Raw genomic sequence first — 23,750 nt, forward strand, 5'->3', positions numbered from 1 at the left:
TATTTTTTTACAAATTTAATTTTTTATCCAAATAGATTGTTATTATCTGTTTTAAAGTTACTAAAACGGTTTCTTTTATATTTCTTCAGAAATTTGATAATTCGCTATATTTTTTTTCGACCTTAAAATTAATTCTCCAATAAATCCTGCCAGGAAAAGTTGCGTTCCTAATATCATTGTGGCTAGTGAGATATAAAACCATGGACTATCCGTAACCAATGGTGAAGGTTGGTTGTATAGAAACACACTTAATAATTTACTACAACCGATATAAAATGCTGCGATAAAACCAATAACAAACATAAAAGTACCTAAAAGACCAAACAAGTGCATGGGTCTCTTTCCAAATTTACTTACAAACCAAATTGTTAACAGGTCTAAAAAACCATTAACAAAGCGTTCCATTCCAAATTTGGTCTCCCCGTATTTTCTTGCTTGGTGTTTTACAACTTGTTCCCCGATTTTAATGAAACCTGCATTCTTTGCAAGAACAGGGATGTATCGATGCATTTCACCCTGCACATCAATGGATTTTACAACCTTTTTGTTGTAGGCCTTCAATCCACAATTAAAATCATTGAGCTGAATACCTGACGTTTTTCTAGCTGCCCAATTAAATAATTTGGAAGGAAGGTTTTTCTTTATTTTAGAATCATACCTTTTTTTCTTCCATCCACTAACAAGATCATAATTTTCTGAGGTTATCTTTTTATAAAGAGCCGGAATTTCGTCTGGAGCGTCTTGTAGGTCGGCATCCATAGTGATTATCACATCACCGTTTACTTTTTTGAATCCAGCATTCAGTGCTTGAGATTTTCCAAAGTTTTTAGAAAAACGAAGTCCCTGTACATGTGGGTTTTCTTTTTGAAGTGTTTCAATAAGCTTCCAAGAGTTGTCCGTACTTCCATCATCGATAAATAAAATTTCATAACTGAAGTCATTTTCTTGCATTACGCTTACAATCCAATCATGTAATTCTCTTAAAGATTCTTCTTCATTTAGAAGCGGGATAACTAATGAAATTTGCATTTAGGAAACTTGTTTGGATTCGTTAATTTTAATAAAAACAACAGTGGTGATTGCAGAGAAAACAAATCCAAGAAAAGCAGTAAATACAATTCCAATTGCAGGTGTGATAAATGAGTTAGCTCCTTCTTGGAGTTTTTCAATTCTAGCATCAATTTGCTCTTTTGTTAAATCACTAGAATTCTCCATAGCCTCTCTTTGGACTTCTCCTAGTTGATTAATGAAGTCTGGCTCTATATAAGTTGTAAATATATAATTATAGGCGGTTATCATTAACGCTCCAACCACTGCAATTCCAATTCCTATTTTAAGACCTTCTCCGAAGCTCATTGTTTGAGTTTTGGCAAAAGTTTTTATTCCTAAAATTATTGCAATTAAAATAAATAAAATGCTAATAATTCCTACCGTTTGGTTTTGTTCTAAATGTTTATTTTGAGAGTAAAGCACTACACTCATTGCTATAGAGACTAATCCAAGTAAAAATCCATATTTAAAGATGATTCCTTTACTTATTTCTTTTGTTGTCATAAACGGTTTTTTGATAATGGCAAATATAATTATTTCCGATGAAGTAAGATTTTTAAATTGAATTTTGTTTCTGTGATCAATTCGGAATTTGAACTAATTAAACTGTTTAGGGTTCTTATTCTTTTGATGTATATTTGCGATGTTAAAATAAATTAGAAAATTATGGCTGTTGTACATAAATCAAAAATAGAATTTGAAATAGGACTTGATGAAAATAAAGTTCCTGAAAAAATAAATTGGAATGCAGAAGATGGAGGAGTAACTGCTGAAGAGTCTAAGGCAATTATGATGTCAATTTGGGATCCTATTAAAAAGGATACCTTGCGTATTGATCTTTGGACAAAGGACATGCCGGTTGATGAGATGAAACAATTTTTTCATCAAACATTGGTGTCTATGAGTCATACTTTTGAAAGAGCTACGAATGACGAAAAAATGGGAGCAACAATGCGTGACTTCTGTGATTATTTTGAAGAGAAATTAGAGTTGAAGAAAAAATAGTAAATGCATTTATTATAAAAAAAAGGGTCGATATTAATCGACCCTTTTTTTATGATGTTGAATGAAATTAATTCTGAAAATTAAATTCAATTCTATTGTTTAATTCACTCGTAGCAATATCTCCTGAGTTTGAGTATTTAGGTTGTGTATCTCCATATCCCTCTGAAGTCAATCGATCTTCATTGACACCACCATCAACCAAATATTTTAAAATAGCATTTGCTCTACGTTTAGATAAAAACAGACTATATTTTTCATTGTGTTTGTCATCAGTATGAGAAGCTATTTCAAATTTTGTTGCAGGGTATTCTTGCATGATTTTTAAAATATCATCTAAAATATCCATCGTTTCGTTTGAAAGGGTGTTCTTAGTTCTCTCAAATTTAATTTTTTGAGATAATGCTTCGATTTTTAAGTACACACTTTTATCAAAGTTCTTATTTGGACATCCTTTGTTCTCTACAGTACCTGGTACATCAGGACATAAGTCATCGTCATCTGCAACACCATCTCCATCTAGGTCTTCTGTTGCTGGGCATCCTTCGTTTTCTGCAAGCCCTTTTATTTTCGGGCATCTGTCTTTGTAATCAGGAACTTCATCTTTATCAGAATCTAAAGAAACACCGTTAGAGTATACTTTCACACCATAAGGAGTGTCTGGTTCTTCGTCATATAAATCAATTACACCATCTTTGTCAGTGTCTTGAATATTTGCCTCTACAGCTCCTTCAATTTCTGGGCAACCTTTGTTTTCAACAGAGCCTGCTTTGAATGGACAGTCATCTATATGATCTGGTACATCATCATAATCTGAGTCAACAGCAACTCCATTTCCATAAACTCTTGCATTTTCTGGAGTGTTTGGCTCTTTGTCAAACTCATTTACAACACCATCTCCATCATCATCAGCCCAGTCAAATTCTTTTGCTGTTTTAGGGCAACCTTCGTTTTCAACAGGTCCTGCTTTTAACGGACATTTGTCTTTGTAATCAGGTAATCCATCCCTATCACTATCAATAGGAATTCCATTTCCATAAACTAAAGCACCAGCTGGAGTGTTAGGGTCTTTATCGAATTGATCAATTACTCCGTCTTTATCAGTGTCTTTTAATTCGAGTTGTTGAGGCGTAACAATAACAGTTTTTGATTCTGTTTCCTTACAACCTTCTAGGTCTTTTGTTCCGTTTGTCAAAGGACACTTGTCGTCATGATCAGGTATTCCATCTCCATCCGTATCAATTGCAACTCCATTACCGTAAACTTTGGCACCACGTGGTGTGTTTGGTTCTGCATCAAATTGATCCATTACACCATCTTTGTCAGAATCTTTCATCTCAACAGTTGGTTGGTTTGAGTTAGCACCGTTAACTGCAATTCCAGCTCCTAAATTGATGTTTGACTGTTTCTCTTCAGGGGCACATCCATTTAAGTCTGCAGTTCCTGAGATATTAGGACAATTATCTTCATGATCTGGGATTCCATCGTTATCAGAGTCAACCGCAACTCCATTTCCGTAAACTTTTGCTCCTTGTGGTGTGTTTGGTTCAGCATCAAATTGATCCATTACACCATCCATGTCCGTATCAGTTAATTCGATTGTTGCTCCGTTGCTAGAAACGTTTTCAGTGATTTTTGGACAACCTGCATCCACAATAGATCCTGGTTTTAAAGGACAAGCATCTTCATGGTCTGGTGTTCCGTCATTGTCTGTATCCATAGCAACTCCGTTACCGTATACTTTAACTCCAAAAGGTGTATTTGGTTCCTTGTCAAATTCATTAGGGACTCCATCACCATCGCTGTCTGGAGGTAAAGGACATCCTTCATTTTCTGCGGTACCATACTTTAACGGACAAGTATCCTTATAGTCAGGTATCGTGTCTCCATCAGTATCAACTGCAACACCATTTCCGTAAACTCTTGCGTCCATTGGTGTATTTGGCTCTTTGTCTAAAGAATCAATAACTCCATCACCATCAGAATCATTAATGCTGATTTTTCCTGCATTAGAGTCAACAGCAATATTTTCAGGGCAACCTTCATTCTCTTGTGTTCCTTGTTTTAAAGGACAGTTGTCGTATAGATCAATAATTCCATCGTTGTCAGTGTCAATTGCCACTCCATTTCCATAAACTTTAGCACCCAAAGGAGTGTTGTTGTCTATGTCTAAAGCGTCCATTACACCATCTTGATCAGTGTCTTTGATCGTGAATTCTCCAGCTTCATTTGATTCAATACCTGTGTAGTCAGTTGGACAACCATTATTATCTTCAGGTCCAAATATAAGCGGACACTCATCCATATAATCAGGAATTCCATCTTTGTCTGTGTCAATAGCGATTCCATTACCATAAACCATTGCGCCCATCGGTGTGTTTAGTTCTTGGTCTAAGATGTCTGCAACACCGTCTCCGTCTGAGTCTTGAAAGTCACCCGCAACATTTGGTTGAATAACATTTAAAGATTCAGTTGGGTTGATTCCTTCTTCATAGATCTCTTTTCCTCTTTCAGAGTCTGGTTGGATGTAATTAATTTCAACTCGTCGGTTTCTTTTTCTTCCGTCAGAGGTTTTATTACTATGAGCCGGTTGCTCTATTCCAAATCCGTCAGCATATAATCTAGACTCGTTTACTCCCTTTTCAGTAAGGTATTTTTGAACACTACTAGCTCTTTTTTTAGAAAGATATAGATTGTAACTAGCCTCACCAGTGTTGTCAGAATGACCGTCAATTGCAAACTGGGTATTTGGATATTGCATCATAATGTTTGCAATCTCATTCAATATAGTATAGGAATCTCCAATAATTTGATCGCTATTGGTTTTAAAGTAGATGCTTTTTGCAAGTAAAAATATTCTATTTGTGATATCATCAGCTGAATTTTCACGAGGACATCCTAAGTTATCCGCTACTCCTTTTACATCTGGACAAACATCATCAAAATCATAGACTCCATCACCGTCTCTATCTTCCGGACAACCTTCATTAGCTTCAATACCCTTTAAGAAAGGACATTTGTCTATGTGGTCAGGCACACCATCCATATCGCTATCGATAGAAATACCACTTCCGTATACCATTGCTTCACTCGGAGTATCTGGTTCCTTATCCACTTCATCAATAACACCATCTTCATCAGTGTCTACTACCTGGAATCTTTCGTCTCCAATATCTTCATTGTTTGCCCAGATAGCATGTCTTTTCTCTTTTCCAAACTTGTAGACAAGTCCTAAGTGAGGAGCAAAATAAGTTTCATAGTTACTTTTTGAAGAAATAGCAGCATCGAAATTATCTTGATGGTGTAAGTATACTGAAGGTCTCAATTCAACATCAAACCTATTGTTAATTCTATATTTTAAATCAATTGATGCACTTACAAATGCAGAACTTGCTCTCTCATTATTTCCAAGGGATGAAATTGTGCTTCCTGCTTCATCGTACAAGTTTCCTTTGTAGTAGTTAGTCCCTATACCCGCTAGTAAAGACCAATTCCATTTTGTACTGTTTAATTTCCAAAGATTGCTTAAATTTAAGATACCGCTTAATTCTAAACCATATTTGTTACCATCCATACTTAATAGTTGGTTTCCGTAGATGGTTTCGTCAATTCCTCTTATGGCATTTGAACCTGTAAATCCCTTACCAGAGGCTCCAAGATTGGTGTAGTCGAATTTAAATTCCATACCCAAGATAGGGTTGAACATTTTATCTGCATAAATATAAAAACCTAGATTTGTAAAACTGCTTAAATCTCCTTTTGCTTTATGAGTAAAATCGCCATAGGTGTTTTGTTTTAAAATCCCCAAACCTAAAGACCATGTATTGTAGGTGTCTTTGGCTTCTTTTGCTCTTTCTTTTATGTGAGAGTCTTCTTTTTCTTTTTGAGCAAAAGTGAAATTACTTATGCAAGTGAAAACCAATAGTAGTAAGGTTTTTTTTCTTAGAGACATGCTTAATTATATTAGGTTGTTTTTTAGAAATTTTTAACAAAAATAATTATTTATTTTTATTGGTAATATGAAACCGTTAAAATAAAAACGAGTTTCATGAGGCTTTATTATATCGGGCTTTTTTTATTCACAAACAGTTGTGAGATCTATTTGTAAACCTGTCTTCGTAATAGGACTTTCATCTGTGCAATTATCAATGTTTTCATTCAAAGAATCTTTTGTAAAAGGAAAGTGTTCTTCGTTGTAAATATCCAATAAAGGCACAAGTACAAAATTTCTGTCCAATGCCCTAGGGTGAGGTATTTGTAGAAACTCTGTATCTATTTTTTTTTGTTCATACAACAGGATATCGATATCGATAGGCCTATCTTCATATTTTAGACCTTGTTTTTCTTTTCTACCAAGTTTTTTTTCTAGTACTAATAGTTGGGTTAACAATACTTCAGGAGTTAAAGAGGTTTTGATCTTGATGCAGATGTTATAAAAATTCTCACCCTCAAATCCCCATGAAGAGGTTTCATATATTTCTGAAATATCAGTAACTTTTGCGATCGTGTTGTCAATAGCACTTACCGCATTTTTTAGGTTCAGATGTTTGTTGCTTAGGTTGCTTCCTAACGATAGGTAAGAAGTGTAAAATTTGCTCATAATTTTTTTTCAATTATTGAATAGATTATAAAGCTGTAGGGTAGAAGTGATCTATATTTTACTGATACAAAGAAACGAAAGAATTTAGAATAGTTTATATTTGTTTTAAAAAAATACAAAATGAATTTTCTGAAAAATATAATTTCTTCTGCTATTGGAGTGCTTTTAGCTTTCTTTTGGTTGATTGTAATTGTTGTTGTTATTGGTGTTGTAGTAGGTAGTGATGATACTTACGAAGTTAAAAATGAAAGTGTACTAAAGCTTCAATTAAATGTTCCAATCAAAGATTATGCTCCAGTTGAAGCTGATCCGTTTTCTCAATTATTAGGATTACCTCCTCAACAACTAGGCTTGAATGAAATTATTTCTGCAATTGAAAGAGCCAAAACAGATAATAGAATTAAAGCCATTAGTATTGAAGGAGCGCTAAATGGTGGTGTTTCTCAGTTAAGTGCCCTAAGAAAGGCTGTTGGTGAATTTAAATTATCAGGAAAACCTGTTTTTGCTTACGCCGATACCTATGGGCAGAAGGAGTATTTTTTTAGTTCTGTAGCAGATTCTGTATTTGTAAGTCCGGTTGGCCAGGTTGATTTAAAAGGGCTTTCAGCTGAATTACTTTTTTTTAAAGATTTTCAGGACAAGTATGGAGTAAAAATGGAAGTGATTCGTCATGGGAAATATAAAAGTGCCGTGGAGCCCTTTATAGCTAATAAAATGAGTGAGTCAAATAGGACTCAGATGAAAGAGTTATTGAATTCACTTTGGTTTGATATGGTTGATGCTATTTCAGTTTCAAGGGATATTTCGGTTGATGAAATAAATCAAATAGCAGATGGACTTTTGGGACGTACAGCAGTCTTATCTAAAGAGAATTCATTAGTTGATGGAGTTGTTTATCAGGATGAATACAAAGATAGACTTAGAAATCAGCTCGGTTTGGAAAAATACAAATCCACTAGTTTAATGGATTATATTCAATCTAATGTCGTTTTCGATTTTGAGGAGGTGGATAAAGGAGCAAAAATTGCTGTTATTTATGCGCAAGGAGATATTATTTATGGACAAGGAGATGAGGAGAAAATAGGGCAAAAAATGATGGTGAAAGCCATAAATAGAGCTGCTAAAAAAGAGTCGGTAAAGGCAATTGTTTTGAGAGTGAATTCTCCAGGAGGAAGTGCCTTGGCTTCTGATCTTATCTGGAGAGCTTTAGAAAAAGCTAAGGAAAAGAAACCTTTGGTAGTTTCTATGGGGAATTATGCTGCATCAGGTGGATATTATATTTCTTGTAACGCTGATAGGATATTTGCTGAATCAACAACGATTACGGGTTCCATTGGTGTTTTTGGTATCATGCCAAATGCGAGTGAGTTTACCTCGAGTATTGGAATTCATTCAGAGCGAGTAAGTACAAATAAAAGTCCAAATTATAGTCCTTTCTCCAAGATGGATTCAGAATTTTATGAAGTTACCAAAGAAGGAGTGGACTATATTTATAAGACCTTTGTGTCTAAAGTAGCGGAAGGTAGAGGAATGACCTATGATGAGGTACATGCTTTGGCTCAAGGTAGAGTCTGGTCAGGAAAGCAAGCTGAGAAAAATGGATTGATAGATGCTGTTGGTGGGTTAGATCGCGCTATTCTTTCTGCGGCGTCAATTGCTGAGATAGATGCTTACGAAATTGAGAATTATCCAGATTACGAAAAAGATATTAGAGAGTCTTTTAGAAATATGCCTTTTATGAATCTAAAGGAAAATCTATTGAATGAATGGGTTGGTGAGTCGAATTTTGCTTTATTTCAACAGTTAAATAATCTAAAAGATAAAAAAGGAGTTCAAATGGCGATGCCTTATGTTTTGGATATTAAATAGTTGTAATGAAGTTTTCTATAGATTTAAATTGTGATTTAGGAGAGTCATATTTTAAAAAAAAGGTTGGAGATGATGCTGCCATTATTCCATACATAAGTTCTTGTAATATTGCTTGTGGATTGCATGGAGGAGATCCGTTAACGATACAAAATGCAATTGATTTAGCGATAAAACATGATGTAAATATTGGGGCGCATCCCTCATTTCCAGATTTAGATAATTTCGGAAGAGAATATATGCATCTGTCTGAAGAGGAATTGAAAGCATGTCTTCGTTTTCAAATAGGGGTTCTTTTGCAGATGACGAATCTTAGAGGAGGGGTGTTACGCCATGTAAAGCCACATGGTGCTCTGTATAATGCAGCTGCAGAGGATATGGAGTTGAGCAGAATGATTATTGAGGTAATTAAGGAATTTGATACGGGATTAATTTTACTTGGTATGGCTGGCTCTGTGATGGAAAAATTGTCTAAAGATATGGGGTTGCAATTTGTGGCAGAGTTGTTTGCTGATAGGGCGTATACAAATCAAGGGAAGTTAGTTTCAAGAAAGGAGTCAGGTGCTGTAATTAAAAATTCAAGTGATGTTGCAACGAGATGTTTAAAATTCGTTACGCATGGTGAAGTGATGACAAATGAGAACGTATCTTTCAACGTTGAAGGAAAAAGTATTTGCGTGCATGGAGATACTCCAAGGGCATTAGATCTTGTAAAGTCAATTCGTGCAAAGTTTGAATTAGAAGGGATAGATGTAAAGAGGTTTTAATGAGTTTTTTATTAAAAGATTTCGGAGATTCTGCTGTTTTGTTGACATATGGAGAGCAAGTTTCTGAAAGTGTCCACATAGAAATAGTACGTTTTGTTAGGGAGCTGAAACATCAAAATGTAAAAGGTATTATTGGAATTATACCGGCTTATACTACCATAACTATTCAATACGATTTTTTACTCATTAGTAGAGAAGAGCTTGAAAATGTTCTTTATTCTTTGAGTTATTCAGGTGTGGATGAACTGCAGCCGAGGGTAGTTGAAATTCCAGTTTGCTATCATGATGGCTTTGCCTTGGATATGGAGTATTTGATAGAGTACACTGGTCTAAGTAGAGCTGAGATCATAAAATTACATACTTCAACAGATTATTTGGTTTATATGCTGGGGTTTACACCTGGGTTCTTGTATTTGGGGGGGATGGATCCTCGCTTGTTTTGTCCTAGAAAAAAGTCGCCACGTATACAGATAGAAAGAGGTTCTGTTGGAATTGCCGGGAGTCAAACTGGAGTTTATTCTGTAGATAGCCCTGGGGGGTGGCAGTTGTTAGGGAAAACACCTTTTCAGCTATTTGATTTGTCGAGTGAAAAAGTTTTTCCTGTGATGCAAGGGGATTATGTTAGGTTTAAGGAGATTTCTTTAGAAGAATTTAATGCCTATTCAAAATGATTGAGATTATAAAGCCTGGTTTTCAAACGTTAATTCAAGATTCAGGAAGGAAATATTTTCAAGAATTTGGAATGCCTGTTTCAGGTGTCATGGATATGGATTCCTATCGAATTGCGAATTTTTTAGTGGGGAATAAAAATCAAGAGGCTGTTTTGGAGATTGCCATGACAGGACCTAAGATCATTTTTTCTGAGGCAACAGAAATTGGAATAACAGGAGCTGATTTAGAAGCAAAATTAAATGGAGTTTTGATTCGTAGGTACGAAACCATTCAAATTGTTAAAGGTGATATATTGTCTTTTGGAAAGTTGATTGATGGTTTTAGGTGTTACGTAGCCGTCAACGGAGGTTTTGAGGTGGATCCACAATTGAAAAGTAGGTCTACATATGCTTATGCTAAATTGGGAGGTGCTAAAGGTAGGGCTTTGTGTGCTGGTGATCGAATACCAATTGGATTGAGAAAATCTTTAAGTTTGATAAAAATACCCAAAGAGTATTATGTAAAAACCTATTCGGTAACTTCTATTCGAGTTATAGCGGGGCCTGAATTTGATGCAATGAAGTATGGGAAGGATTCTAATTTTTTTACCGACGAATTTAGAATTGAGAATAGTAGCAACCGTATGGGGTATCGCTTAAATGGAAATAAAGTTGCTTTAGACGCTAGAGAAATGCTTTCGTCGGGTGTTGTGAATGGAACAATTCAGTTGCCTCCAGAAGGAGTACCAATTGTATTGTTGGCAGACGCACAAACTACAGGAGGTTATCCTAGGGTAGCTAATGTAATCAAGTCAGATATTCCTTTGCTTGCTCAGTTAAAACCAGGAGATAGGTTGCGGTTTAGGTTGGTTAGTTTGAAAGAAGCACAGGCTAATTACTACAATAAGGAAAAAAGAATAAAAGATTTGATTGGTTTTTCTTGAATAAAAAAAGGAGATTGAAAATCAATCTCCTTTTTTTATGAAAAATAGAAGTTTTTATACTTCTAGTAAAGAATTTGTCTTTTTTACTGCTGCTGCACTGTTTGCAAGTTTTTCTTTTTCGGCATCGCTTAGTTCAATTTCTACTATTTTTTCGATTCCGTTTTTTCCTAATACTACAGGTAAACCTATGCAAAGGTCGTTTAAACCATACTCACCTTCAAGGTATGTTGAGCAAGGGAATATTTTTTTAGTGTCACATGCAATCGCTTGAACCATTGCGGATACAGCGGCTCCTGGAGCGTACCAAGCAGAAGTTCCTAGCATTCCTGTTAAAGTTGCTCCACCTACCATAGTAGCTTTGGCTACTTCTTCCAATCGCTCTTCAGAAATAAACGCACTAACGGGAACGGAATTTCTTGTAGCCAGTCTTGTTAATGGAATCATTCCAGTGTCACTATGACCACCAATAACCATTCCATCAATATCAGATGCAGGGGCTTCTAAAGCTTCACTTAGTCTGTATTTGAATCTGGCGCTATCTAAAGCACCACCCATTCCAATAATTTGGTTTTTCGGCAGTCCGGTAGCTTTGTGTGCTAAATATGTCATCGTATCCATTGGGTTACTAACTACGATGATAATGGCATTAGGTGAATGTTTGATGATGTTTTCAGAAACTGTTTTAACAATTCCCGCATTGATACCAATCAATTCTTCTCTTGTCATTCCTGGTTTACGAGGAATTCCACTGGTGATTACAGCAATTGAGCTTCCTGCTGTTTTCGCATAATCATTTGTACTACCAGTAATTTTTGTATCAAAACCATTTAAAGAGGCTGTTTGCATAAGGTCCATTGCTTTTCCTTCTGCGTAATTTTCTTTAATATCTACAATAACTACTTCACTTGCAAAATTTTTAATAGCAATGTACTCAGCACAACTTGCACCTACCGCACCTGCTCCAACAACAGTAACTTTCATTTTTTATGTTTTAATATTAATATTCTATTCTTTCGTCTGTCGTAAATTTAGTAATTAAAGATGAATTAATCTTGATTTTTTGAATAGAATTTATGAGTTTTTTCGAAATCGAAATAGTTCTGTATGTACCGTTTTTATTGGTTTTATGTCTTTTTTGTCTCCAATGATATTTGTCAGTAATTATAAATTTGTTTCGCGCTATTGAACTTAGTTGAATTGATCTTGTGTGGTGAAGAAATTGAGAATTGGATTCTTCAGTTTTAAGAATAAAAAAACACAGTCAAAAAATGACTGTGTTCGTTTATATAATTGATAGAAGTTATCTCCTATGCGTCAATATTAGCGTATTTAGAGTTTCTTTCAATAAAATCTCTACGAGGTGGAACTTCATCTCCCATTAACATAGAGAAAACTCTGTCTGCTTCCACGTCGTTATCAATAACTACTTGTCTTAATGTTCTAAATTCAGGATTCATTGTAGTGTCCCATAGTTGTTCTGCATTCATCTCTCCAAGACCTTTATATCTTTGGATTGTTGCGCTTCCTCCCATTTTTTGAACAATCAAATCACGTTGGTCATCATCCCAAGCGTATTCTCTTTTTTGTCCTTTTTTAACAAGGTATAACGGCGGTGTTGCAATGTATACATAACCTTGTTCGACCATTTCTCTCATAAATCTAAAGAAGAAAGTTAAGATTAGTGTAGCAATATGACTACCATCAACATCGGCATCACACATGATAACTACTTTATGGTATCTAAGCTTTGTTAAGTTTAATGCTTTACTGTCTTCTTCTGTACCAATCGTTACTCCTAATGCGGTAAACATGTTTTTGATTTCTTCATTTTCAAAAACCTTGTGAACCATTGCTTTTTCAACGTTCAAGATCTTTCCACGCAATGGTAGAATTGCTTGAAAGTTTCTATCACGTCCTTGTTTTGCGGTTCCACCGGCAGAATCTCCCTCAACCAAGAATATTTCACAAGCTTCAGGGTCTGTTTCAGAGCAATCAGATAATTTTCCAGGTAAGCCACCAATAGACATTACTGTTTTACGCTGTACCATCTCTCTTGCTTTTCGAGCGGCATGACGTGCTTGAGCGGCTAAAATTACTTTTTGAATAATAGTTTTAGCGTCGTTAGGGTTTTCTTCTAGGTAGTCTGTAAGCATTTCAGAAACTGCTTGTGATACGGCAGCTGAAACCTCTCTGTTTCCTAGTTTTGTTTTGGTTTGACCTTCAAATTGAGGTTCTGCAACTTTAACCGAAATAATAGCTGTTAATCCCTCACGGAAATCATCTCCAGCAATATCAAATTTTAAGTTTTTTAATAATCCTGAGTTGTCAGCATATTTTTTTAAGGTACCTGTAAGTCCTCTACGGAAACCTGATAAGTGAGTCCCTCCCTCATGTGTGTTGATATTATTAACATAAGAATGTAAGTTTTCTGCATATGAGGTGTTGTAAACCATAGCAACTTCTACAGGAATTCCATTCTTTTCTCCTTCCATTGCGATAACTCCAGCGGTAAGTTGTTCTCTTGTACTATCTAAGTACCCAACAAATTCACTAAGTCCTTCTGTACTATGGAAGGTTTCTTTGATGTCATTCCCCTCGTCGTCTTGGTGACGCTTGTCTGTAAGATGGATGGTGATACCTTTATTAAGGTAGGATAACTCTCTTAGGCGAGCAGCAAGAGTGTCGTAGTTGTATTCTGTAGTCTGTTGGAAGATTGTTTTGTCTGGTGTAAAAGTAACTTCAGTACCTCTTTTGTCTGTGTCTCCAATTTGCTTTACAGGGTATGAGGCTTTACCTCTTTCGTATTCTTGTTCCCAAATTTTACCTTCTCTAAAAACTGTAGCTTTTAGGTGATCAGATAATGCATTCACACAAGATACACCAACACCGTGCAGTCCACCAGATACTTTATATGAGTCTTTGTCGAATTTTCCACCAGCACCAATTTTAGTCATTACAACTTCAAGTGCAGATACTCCTTCTTTCTTATGAAGTCCAACTGGAATTCCACGACCATCATCTTTTACGGTAATAGAATTATCCTCGTTAATATAAACATCAATATTGTTACAGTGACCTGCTAAGGCTTCATCAATAGAGTTGTCAATTACTTCATATACCAAGTGGTGAAGACCACGTACACCTACATCTCCAATATACATGGAAGGACGCATTCTAACATGCTCCATTCCCTCTAGGGCCTGGATGCTATCCGCAGAATACTGATTTGTATTTTCTTCGCTCATATTTCTATATTATATTTTATTATCTTTTTGTCTAACTTTTTCAAGCCAAACAAATATAATGAATTAGTGCACTTTTAAAAGAGATATGTTTAAAAGTTTCAAAATTGTTGATAACTACAAAATCGTCTTAAATCGCTTAAAAACCATCTTAAATTGAGTGTTGTGGGTTTTTGTAAAGAATTTAAACTAGTAAAAACAAAAAATGGATTAGAACGTTTATTTTGCGGTCAGTTTTTGTCATGGAAAAGATAAAAAAGGTAGTTTTGTAATACGAAATCGTTTGAAAAAGTACCCTGCCAATTAATTGTGTTAGTTTGTGATGTAAGTCATGTTTTGATGAGTATGTGCGAATTAATTTTGGCAAATAATTTAGAATAATTTGAGATTATGAGAAGTATAAAAAATGGATTCCAGAGATTTGTAGTAATGTTGTTTTTTTTGAGTTTTGTGTTTGTTTCAGCCCAAAAAAAAGAAACATTTAAGCCAGTGATAAAGTGGAATCTATCAGGACAAATTTGGTTTCGGTATTCTGATTTAAATGAAGGGTCTGAAATAAATGGAGAACCAACAGCAAGTTACACAGATGTTTCGATTCGAAGGTTGAGGATTCCGATTTCGTCTCAGGTTACTCCAAAAATTTATTTGTACTCAATAATTGGAGGGAACAACTACAATATAAAAAATAAGGAATTAAAAATTGGAATTTTAGACTTGTATGCTGAGTATTCGTTTTCAAACTACTTAGAAGTTGGTATTGGTAAATCTGGATGGCAAGGATTGAATCGATGGAATATTCGTTCAAGTAGCTCTTTGATGGGATTAGATTCTCCTTTGTTTACCTTGAATACCGTTGAGAAAAACGATGATTTAGGTCGTCAGTTTGGAATTTGGTTTAAAGGTCAAGCAGGAAGGTTTGATTATAGGTTTACTTTGAATAATCCTGAGGTTATTCTTGATGCGCCAAGCGGTGCTGTTGATTTTGCAAATAATAGACCTCGTTTGAAAACCTCGTCCTATGTGAAATATCAGTTTTTTGAGCATGAATCAAATAAGTCGGCCTACCAAGTAGGAACCTATATGCAGAATAAAAAAGTATTTAATGTGGGTGCAGGGTTTCAGTATCAAGAAAAAGCAATGAGTGATGGGGATGCTAATGATATCACCACAACTTTTTATGATATGAGTCATTGGGCGGTGGATTCTTTTTTGAATTTACCTCTGTCTAATAACGACGCAATTACCGCATATTTAGGATATTACTATTATGGTTTTGGTAAAGATTATGTTAGGAATATGGGGGCAAATAATGTTACAAGTGGAGGTGGAGATGATTTTAATGGTGCTGGAGTAGCATTTCCAATGATCGGTACAGGAGGTTCTATTTATATGCAGTTTGGTTACGCTTTTGAGGAGGCTAAAGTATTGGGGCAAAAAATGATTATTCAGCCAAATATATCCATTCAGCACTCTGATTGGGATGCCTTAGAGCAAAATATGACGGTCTATGATTTGGCAGTGAATTTTATGTTGAATGGGAAGCATTCAAATAAAATAACTTTAGGTTATCAGTATAGGCCCATCTATGATGCAATTACATTGAAGCAAAAAGATGCTAAAGGAATGGCGGTGTTACAATATCAACTAGCATTGAAGTAAAAAATAGTTTATTTATTTTTATGGGTGAAACGTTTTATAGCGACTTTTATAGTTTGTTATAAGACGTTTTTCTTTTCAGAATTCATAAGATTTATGATCCTCTTTTTTTCTGAATAAAGTTTTTTTAGTTTTTTTCTGTTTTGAGTTTTAAGGCCGAGAATCACAAAACCTATAATGAAGATACCTGTGCAGAATGATAAGATGCATCCCTGTAAATAACTAATTTTTAAAATTTCAATAATTGATTTTGTGCCATGTCTTGAGCTTATGTTTGGCCCCATAACCGTAATAAAGATTACTGCAGTGATTGCAGCGATTAAATCTTTTGTTGTGTATCTGTAATCGTGTTTGGTTTTTTTAATTTTCAAATCGACAACATAAAGTTGTTTTTCATAAGCAGTTTGATACATGGATATCGTTGTTTTATCTTTTCAAAAATACTCTAATTTTCGAAAGGTATGCTTGAATGTTTGGAGCATATTTATGGGGAGGTAATTTTCGTAAAGATAACCTTCCAACTCCGCTAAAACTTTCGTAATTTTGCCAGCTTAAAAGTTTGATTTATAAACTAAATAAAAAGACATGAGTAAAATAATGACAGTCGACATATTGTCGAGTATTAAAGGAGCAAAGCCGTCCGAGTCGGTGAATCAATTGTTTGATGTGATAAGAAATGCACATCCAACTAATAATAATGCTGCTAATAATGTCAATAATAATGCTGTGTCTGTAAGTGATTTAAGAGAGGACGTTGTTGTGAAAAGTAGCGAAATTGAAAGAGAAATCATCAAAGAAAATTTTCCTAATGAAAAGGATGGTTATTTAGTTGTTTCAAAAGTTATTGAAGATTAAGATGGAGTCTCAGATAAAAAAAATACACCAACAATTGGTGTCTAAACAGATAACTTGTACAGCTTTGGTACAAGAAAAATTAGACTTATTAAAGCAAAACACGCATCATACAGTAAATTCTTTATTGGAGGATTCGGCGCTTAAGGCGGCGGCTAAAGTAGATGCAAAGATATCTAATGGAGAAAAAATAGGATTGTTAGAAGGAATTCCGTTTGGAATTAAAGATGTGTATATGGTTCAAGGGACTTATACCACAGCAAGTTCTGACTTACTGAAAAAATACAAATCTGCGTATACTGCTACGGCTATTCAGAAATTACTAGATGCTGGAGCTATTCCTTTAGTGAAAGAGAATTGTGATAGTTTTGGGCATGGTTCTTCTTCTGAAAACACTGTTTTTGGAGCTGTTAAAAATGCAGTAGATCCAAACTTAGTTGGTGGTGGTTCTAGTGGAGGATCTGCGGTGAATGTAGCAAAGGATTATACAGTATTCTCTATAGGAGGAGATACAGGAGGTTCTATTAGACAGCCTGCTGGTTACAATAATATTTATGGTTTGAAACCAACATACGGTAGGATTTCAAGATATGGGATTATGGCATATGCATCTTCTACAGATTGTGTTGGTCCGCTTGCAAAGTCTATTGAAGATATTAGAATAGTCCTTAATGTGATGAGTGGTAAGGATGGGAAAGATCAAACTACTTATGCGTCAGAGGAAATATCTGAAAATTTTATTACTTCAATTGATGGAGTAAAAACGGTAGGTTACTTCAAGAATTTTATAGAAAGTGAAGCAATTGATCCTTCAGTTAAATCTGATTTTTTAGCAGCTATTGAAAAAATAAAAGCAAAAGGAATCAAGGTGAAAGAATTGGATTTCTTTAAATCCGATACTTTAGTTTCAACCTATTATACCTTGGCTATGGCTGAGACTGCTTCAAATCTTTCTAGATTAGACGGGACAAATTATGGAAACAGAATTGAAGGTGAGAACTTAAAAGACACGTATTCTATAACGCGTTCTGAGAATTTTTCAGAAGAAACAAAACGAAGAGTTGTTGGAGGGAATCAGGTGCTATCACAAGGTTTTTCTGATGCTATTTATTTGAAAGGATTGGCTCTAAGAGATCAGATTTCAGAAAACTTTGAGAAGGATTTTCAAGAGGTAGATATTATTTTATCACCAGTAACACCGGGAGCACCTCCTGTAATTGGAGATAGTTTAAAAGATCCTTTGGCAATGTATTTATCAGATGAGTACACCGTAGGATTTAGTTTGGGACAGCTTCCAACATTAACAGTACCTCAAGGAACTGTTACAGGCATGCAAATTACAGCAGCAAAAAGAAATGAAGAACAAGTATTGAAGTTTGCTAACTTCTTAAAAGATACATTATAATGGAATTAGAGCAATTAAACTCGGCTATTGAAGCCAACGATTTAGAATTGGTAATCGGATTAGAAACACATGTTCGATTGAATACCAAAACGAAGTTATTTTGTTCTTGTCCGAATCAAGAAATAGAAACGCCTAATGAAAATATTTGCTCTGTATGTACAGGTCAAATGGGAGTGTTGCCGGCTGTTAATAAAGAGGCAATTTCAAAGGCAATTTATTTTGGGAAAGCGGTAAATTCAACTTTTTCAAATGAGGTTATCTCTTGGGATCGTAAACATTACGAGTACCCTGATAATCCCAAAAATATACAAATAACTCAATTTCATAATCCAATCATTCCAGATGGTCAAGTTTCTTGTTATAGAAATGATGGGACTCAGTTTACAGTAGAGTTGACACAAGTACATATAGAGGAAGATGCTGCTAAATTGATGCATGAGAAAAAGATCTCATTGGTTGATTTCAATAAAGCAGGGGTGCCTTTGATAGAAATTGTTACAGAGCCTTGTGTGCGTAATATAGAAGATGCATCTACCTATGCACAATATATACAGCGTATTGTTCAAAATCTAAAGATATCAGAAGCAAATCTTGAGAAGGGAGAATTTAAATCTGATGTTTCAGTCTCCTTAAGAAAAAAAGGAAGCAATGATTTGAATCCTAGAACAGAAATCAAAAACTTAAACTCATTTAAGTTTATGGTGGATTCTTTGAAAGAAGAGGTTGAAAAGCAGTTGAATTATTATACAGAGCATAAAGAATTTCGCCCAGAACAAACTACAGTATTGTGGGATGCGGAATTGAAGCAAACCAAAACAATGCGTAAAAAAGAGTTTGAGGCGGATTACCGTTTTATCTCTGAACCTGATTTGCCTTTCGTTTCTATAAAGGATGTTGTTGATGGGATATCTGTAGATGCAAATGTTTTGCCTTATGCTGTTGAGTCTATTTTGATTGAAGGCGGTGTGTTGCCACAAGATGCTAAATTCTTTACGGCAGATTCATTACGTTCAGATGTGTTTGTAGCAATTAATACGGTTTTAAATGATCCGTCGTTTGTAGCAAAAACATTATCAAATAATATCAAGCCAGAAGAGTATACTAAAATAGCCAATGTAGCTGATTTGGTAGACATATTTACTTTATTGAAAGAGAATAAGATCACTGTTGTTTTGGTTCAAAATGGAATCAAATCATTGTTGGCAGATGCGAGTTTTGACTACAAAAAGTATTTTAAAGATAATACGATCTCTGAAGATCAAATTAAAGCTGCCATTGCAAAAGTAATTGCTGAGAATGAGGCGGTAGCCAACGATATCAAGGCTGGGAATCAAGGGAAAGCTGGTATTCTTGTTGGTAAAGTAATTGCAATTATAGGTAAAGGTGCGTCTGGTAAAGTAATCCGTCAGGGAATATTAGAAGGTGTACAAAGTACTGGAGAGACAAAAGTAAATAGTGTAGCTGAAGAAGCGAATACAGGAAAAGCAGTTGTTTCAGAAGAAGGAAAAGTAAAAGAAGAAGAAGTACTTCCTGAAATTCCTTTGGTAATTAAAGAGGAATATAGAACTCATAAAACATCTGAATTGTCTGAAGAGACAATTGGAGAAGAAGTTACACTTGCGGGTTGGGTTTCAAGTGTGCGTGATCATGGTGAATTGATGTTTATTGATTTACGTGATTCAAGTAATGAAATTATGCAAGTTCGTTTGAGTAGGGAGACTTTTCCAAATTTAGATGAGCTAGTGAAATTAAAACCTGAATCTGTAATAACAGTAACTGGTAAAATTGTTAGAAGAAAAGAAGAGGATTTTAATGCAGGTTTGCGTTCCGGAAAAATAGAATTAGAAACATCTGAATTAGAAATATTAAACTTGTCAAGAACTCTGCCGTTTGAAATTAAAAGAGCAGCACGTTCTAATGAAGCAGTTCGTTTTGAATACAAGTTTTTAGATCATCGAAATGATGATGTAAGAAGAGCTGTTGTAAATAGACATAGAGTGATAAAATTGATGCGTGATATTTTGGATGAACAAGAGTTCTTAGAAATAGAAACGCCTATTTTAACAGCTGGTACAGATGAAGGAGCAAGAGAATTTATTGTTCCAACAAGAAAGCAAGCAGGTTCTTTTTATACCTTGCCGCAGGCGCCACAGCAATTCAAACAAATGTTGATGGTAGGTGGTTTTGAGAAATATTTCCAAATTGCACGTTGTTTCCGTGATGAAGATTCTCGTGGAGATCGTCAGCCAGAATTTACGCAATTGGATATTGAAATGGCATATGCAAGTATGCAGCAAATAATTGAATTGAATACGGATATGTTCAATACAATTGTTAGAAAAATCTATGGTAAAAAGTGGATTCTAAAGCCTTTTGAGGTTATTACCTATAAGGATGCAATGGATAAATATGGATGTGATCGACCTGATTTACGTTTTGGATTGCAAATGCAAGATATTACTGAAATTGTAAAAGACACAACCTTCCAAGTATTTAGTAAACCAATTGAAGAAGGTGGTATTGTAAAATGTATCAAAGTTTCTGCAGAGGAGCAAGGTTCTAAACGTATGTCTAAAGGTCAGATTGAAAAATTAACTGCGATCGCTCAAGATCATGGTTTAGGAGGTTTGGCTTATATCATTGTGAATGAAAATGATTTGCAATCACCGATTATAAAATTCTTGGGCGAGGAAATTGCTTCTGGAATCATTTCAGCAACTGAGGCTAAAGTTGGAGATATTGTATTTTTCTCAGCAGCGGATTATGACACAGCAAATAAAGCATTAGATGCCGTTCGTCAGGAATTAGGTGCCATGTTAAGGTTGATCAATCCAAAAGAATTAAGACCTGCATGGGTTGTAGATTTCCCAATGTTTGAAAAAACAGATGAAGGACGTTGGACCTTTACACATAATCCATTCTCTATGCCAGCAATGTATGATTTAGATAAGCATATGAATGGTAAAGAGGAAGAGATAGGGAGTATTATTGCACAGCAATACGATTTGATATTGAATGGATACGAAATAGGTGGAGGATCTGTTCGTGCACACAAGCCAGAGATATTGGAAGCTACCTATAAAAATATGGGGTACGATAAAGAAGGAATGCTGAAGAGTGTTGGAACTATGTATGAAGCGTTTCATTATGGAGCGCCTCCACATGGAGGAATCGCTTGGGGTGTTGATAGATTGATGATGATCTTAGAGAAAAAAGCATCTATTAGAGAAGTGATGGCTTTCCCTAAAACAGGGTCTAGTGAAGATCTGTTATTTGGAAGTCCTTCGCCATTGTCTGATAAAAAGGTAGAGGAGATGAATGTGAAAATAATGAGAAAGTAATTTTCTTAGAATAAAAAAAGTCGGTTTTATAGCCGACTTTTTTTTGCTTTATATTTTTAACTGAGAGGTTTAATAATTTAAAAAAAAATGTTACATTTGTTGCTCAATATTACAAGATGATAAATAATACAAATAATACGTGGTGGTGGAACTCTCTTAATTCATAAGTGAGAAGAATCCTGTATTTTGTATTTCGTACAATAAATTTATAAAGGCTTATCTCACGATAAGTTTTTTTTTGTTTTAGAGATATCCAAAACAATAATTATAAAGAAAATATTTATAGAATACTTCAATTTCAAAATTGATGTTTATAAAAGATAAAAATGAAGAAAATTAAATTTAAATCCATCACAAAAACTTTAATTGCTGATACAGTAACTCCCGTTGGATTGTATTTGAAATTTAGAGATAAATTTGCAAACACGTTGCTTTTAGAAAGTTCGGATTATCATAGTAAAGAAGAGAGTTTTTCCTTTTTATGTGTAGATCCTGTTGTTACGATTAAGGCGGAAGATCATCATTTGTCATTGTCATACAAAGGCGATGAATTGGAGAATCAGAAATTAGAAAATACTAATTTTTACAACATTTTTCAAGATTATACAGATCGTATCGATTTGGACTGTGATCCTGAAATTAAAGGATTTAATGGGTTATATGGGTATACTACCTATGATGGTGTTCAGTATTTTGAAAATATTGAATTAAAATCGAAAGACGCTCCTTCTGCAATTCCATTAATGCAGTACAGCTTTTTTAGATTTGTTATTGCAATCAATCATTTTAATGATGAATTGATTTTGATTGAAAACCTGGAAGAGAATGAGGAGACAAGGTTAGATGAAATAGAAACGATTCTAAGATCAAAGGCTTATAATACTCAAGATTTTTCTTTTGAAGGTACAGAGACTTCAAATTGTACAGATGAAGATTTTAAAGAGTATGTAAGAAAAGGAAAGGCACATTGCAAAAGAGGAGATGTGTTTCAAATTGTATTATCTCGACAATTTCAACAATCTTTTAAAGGAGATGAATTTAATGTGTATAGAGCATTACGTTCTATCAACCCTTCTCCGTATTTATTTTATTTTGATTATGGTAGTTTTAAATTAATGGGGTCTTCTCCTGAGGCACAAATTAAAGTAGGAAAGGGAAAAGCCATTATCAATCCAATTGCTGGTACTTTTAGAAGAACAGGCGATATGACCGAAGATATAAAGCTAGGTAAAAAATTATCAGAAGATACAAAGGAAACTGCTGAGCATGTAATGTTGGTTGATTTGGCACGAAACGATCTGAGTAAACATGCCGATCATGTTTCTGTTGAGGTTTTTAAAGAGGTACAATATTTTAGTCATGTAATTCATTTGGTTTCTACAGTTCAAGGAGATATCAAAGGAAATCCTATAGAAATTGTAGGAGATACTTTTCCTGCTGGTACGTTAAGTGGAGCTCCTAAATACAAAGCAATGGAATTGATTGATACCTATGAAAATCAAACTCGTGGGTTTTATGGAGGTGCTGTAGGTGTTATTGGTTTAGACGGTTCTGTTAATTTAGCAATTGCTATTCGCTCGTTTGTAAGTAAAAATAATGTCTTGTATTCTCAAGCCGGTGCTGGTATTGTTATAAACTCAGATGAGGAAAGTGAGTTGCAAGAAGTGAATAATAAATTAGCTGCATTAAAGAAGGCTTTAGTGTTGGCAGAGAAAATATAAATTAGCTTTTAGCTGTCTGTTTATCGGATAGCAAAGAGCCAAAAGCTAAAAAAATGAAAATATTAATATTAGATAATTACGATTCTTTTACCTACAATTTGGTACACATGGTGGAAGAAATTACTGGAGTATTTCCCGATGTTTTTAGAAATGACAAGATTTCGATAGAAGATGTAGGGACCTATGATATGATTATGTTGTCTCCAGGACCCGGTATTCCTGACGAAGCTGGAATTTTAAAAGATGTGATTCGTACCTATGCAGCTACAAAGCCAATTTTTGCTGTTTGTTTAGGGTTGCAAGCAATTACAGAAGTTTTTGGTGGTACCATTATAAATATGGATAAGGTATACCATGGTGTGGCTACTGAAATGACGGTTACAGATAAGGATGCTTTGATTTTTCAAGGTTTACCAACTAAATTTGAAGCGGCTAGATATCATTCTTGGATTGCTCAAAATGAAGATTTTCCGGAGGATTTAAAAATTACTGCTGTAGATGAAGAGGGAGGAATTATGGCTTTAGCTCATAAGGAATACAATATTAGTGCAGTACAATTTCATCCAGAATCTATTTTAACTCCATTAGGAGAAAAGATGGTAAGAAATTTTATAGATAATTTAAAGTAGATTCTAGCAATTTTAGAATAGCTAA

18 protein-coding genes are annotated in these 23,750 nt (G+C 34.7%); 11 read left to right on the top strand and 7 right to left on the bottom strand.

What is annotated here, in order from left to right; genetic code table 11:
* Nucleotides 1–75 precede the first annotated feature (75 nt).
* Both AC2DGP_RS15020 and AC2DGP_RS15025 read right to left on the bottom strand, forming a co-directional pair.
* Nucleotides 76–1,029 (bottom strand): glycosyltransferase family 2 protein, encoded by a 954-nt coding sequence (locus tag AC2DGP_RS15020; RefSeq protein ID WP_484490879.1) that lies wholly within the window; start codon nt 1,027–1,029, stop codon nt 76–78.
* Nucleotides 1,030–1,554, bottom strand: coding sequence for a DUF4199 domain-containing protein (locus tag AC2DGP_RS15025; RefSeq protein WP_484490880.1), 525 nt, complete (start codon nt 1,552–1,554; stop codon nt 1,030–1,032).
* Between the two features lie 162 nt (nt 1,555–1,716).
* Here AC2DGP_RS15025 and gldC point away from each other — a divergent pair, with 162 nt between their 5' ends.
* Entirely contained in the window at nt 1,717–2,055 is a 339-nt protein-coding gene (gene gldC, locus AC2DGP_RS15030) for a gliding motility protein GldC (protein ID WP_300322294.1), read from the top strand.
* Between the two features lie 67 nt (nt 2,056–2,122).
* Here gldC and AC2DGP_RS15035 read toward each other — a convergent pair whose 3' ends face one another.
* The gene (locus AC2DGP_RS15035; RefSeq protein ID WP_484490881.1) at nt 2,123–6,004 is read right to left on the bottom strand and encodes an OmpA family protein; all 3,882 of its coding nucleotides are present in this window, start codon (nt 6,002–6,004) and stop codon (nt 2,123–2,125) included.
* A 123-nt stretch (nt 6,005–6,127) separates the two neighbouring features.
* Nucleotides 6,128–6,652 carry a 2-amino-4-hydroxy-6-hydroxymethyldihydropteridine diphosphokinase gene (gene folK / locus AC2DGP_RS15040; RefSeq protein ID WP_484490882.1) on the bottom strand — a complete coding sequence of 175 codons (525 nt, stop codon included), beginning with the start codon at nt 6,650–6,652 and terminating at the stop codon, nt 6,128–6,130.
* A gap of 120 nt (nt 6,653–6,772) precedes the next feature.
* Here folK and sppA point away from each other — a divergent pair, with 120 nt between their 5' ends.
* Genes sppA through AC2DGP_RS15060 form a run of 4 tightly spaced genes read left to right on the top strand, consistent with a single transcriptional unit; the run spans nt 6,773 to nt 10,879 of the window.
* Nucleotides 6,773–8,521 carry a signal peptide peptidase SppA gene (gene sppA / locus AC2DGP_RS15045; protein WP_484490883.1) on the top strand — a complete coding sequence of 583 codons (1,749 nt, stop codon included), beginning with the start codon at nt 6,773–6,775 and terminating at the stop codon, nt 8,519–8,521.
* Between the two features lie 5 nt (nt 8,522–8,526).
* Complete coding sequence (locus AC2DGP_RS15050; protein WP_484490884.1) at nt 8,527–9,285, top strand: 5-oxoprolinase subunit PxpA; 759 nt, start codon at nt 8,527–8,529, stop codon at nt 9,283–9,285.
* Nucleotides 9,285–9,956: a 5-oxoprolinase subunit PxpB gene (gene pxpB, locus AC2DGP_RS15055; RefSeq protein WP_484490885.1), complete on the top strand. Its 672-nt coding sequence runs from the start codon at nt 9,285–9,287 to the stop codon at nt 9,954–9,956. Before AC2DGP_RS15050 ends, pxpB begins: the two co-directional genes overlap by 1 nt.
* Nucleotides 9,953–10,879, top strand: coding sequence for a 5-oxoprolinase subunit C family protein (locus AC2DGP_RS15060; RefSeq protein WP_484490886.1), 927 nt, complete (start codon nt 9,953–9,955; stop codon nt 10,877–10,879). The genes pxpB and AC2DGP_RS15060 overlap by 4 nt, the downstream gene beginning before the upstream one ends.
* 54 nt (nt 10,880–10,933) lie before the next feature.
* Here AC2DGP_RS15060 and mdh read toward each other — a convergent pair whose 3' ends face one another.
* Together mdh and gyrB are read right to left on the bottom strand one after the other, a co-directional pair.
* A complete protein-coding gene (mdh, locus tag AC2DGP_RS15065) occupies nt 10,934–11,860 on the bottom strand; it encodes a malate dehydrogenase (RefSeq protein ID WP_484490887.1) in 927 nt (308 codons plus the stop codon).
* A 326-nt stretch (nt 11,861–12,186) separates the two neighbouring features.
* Entirely contained in the window at nt 12,187–14,124 is a 1,938-nt protein-coding gene (gene gyrB / locus AC2DGP_RS15070) for a DNA topoisomerase (ATP-hydrolyzing) subunit B (protein ID WP_484490888.1), read from the bottom strand.
* A 387-nt stretch (nt 14,125–14,511) separates the two neighbouring features.
* On the opposite strand from gyrB, the gene AC2DGP_RS15075 reads away from it, so the two are divergent.
* Nucleotides 14,512–15,780, top strand: a complete 1,269-nt coding sequence (locus AC2DGP_RS15075; RefSeq protein ID WP_484490889.1) for a porin — start codon at nt 14,512–14,514, stop codon at nt 15,778–15,780.
* A 56-nt stretch (nt 15,781–15,836) separates the two neighbouring features.
* On the opposite strand, the gene AC2DGP_RS15080 is transcribed toward AC2DGP_RS15075, so the two are convergent.
* Nucleotides 15,837–16,190: a hypothetical protein gene (locus tag AC2DGP_RS15080; RefSeq protein ID WP_484490890.1), complete on the bottom strand. Its 354-nt coding sequence runs from the start codon at nt 16,188–16,190 to the stop codon at nt 15,837–15,839.
* Nucleotides 16,191–16,362: 172 nt separating this feature from the next.
* Between AC2DGP_RS15080 and AC2DGP_RS15085 the strand changes: the two genes are divergently transcribed.
* The 5 genes from AC2DGP_RS15085 (at nt 16,363) to AC2DGP_RS15105 (ending at nt 23,725) form a co-directional block, all read left to right on the top strand.
* Nucleotides 16,363–16,632, top strand: coding sequence for a hypothetical protein (locus AC2DGP_RS15085; protein ID WP_484490891.1), 270 nt, complete (start codon nt 16,363–16,365; stop codon nt 16,630–16,632).
* 1 nt (nt 16,633) lies between these two features.
* On the top strand, nt 16,634–18,034 hold the full coding sequence (locus tag AC2DGP_RS15090) for an amidase family protein (protein WP_484490892.1): 1,401 nt from the start codon (nt 16,634–16,636) through the stop codon (nt 18,032–18,034).
* On the top strand, nt 18,034–21,375 hold the full coding sequence (gatB/aspS, locus tag AC2DGP_RS15095) for a bifunctional amidotransferase subunit GatB/aspartate--tRNA ligase AspS (protein ID WP_484490893.1): 3,342 nt from the start codon (nt 18,034–18,036) through the stop codon (nt 21,373–21,375). The genes AC2DGP_RS15090 and gatB/aspS overlap by 1 nt, the downstream gene beginning before the upstream one ends.
* 326 nt (nt 21,376–21,701) lie before the next feature.
* A complete protein-coding gene (locus AC2DGP_RS15100) occupies nt 21,702–23,096 on the top strand; it encodes an anthranilate synthase component I family protein (protein WP_484490894.1) in 1,395 nt (464 codons plus the stop codon).
* Nucleotides 23,097–23,149: 53 nt separating this feature from the next.
* The gene (locus AC2DGP_RS15105; RefSeq protein ID WP_484490895.1) at nt 23,150–23,725 is read left to right on the top strand and encodes an anthranilate synthase component II; all 576 of its coding nucleotides are present in this window, start codon (nt 23,150–23,152) and stop codon (nt 23,723–23,725) included.
* The last annotated feature ends 25 nt before the right edge of the window (nt 23,726–23,750 follow it).

Source organism: Flavicella sp. IMCC45537 (assembly GCF_057197705.1).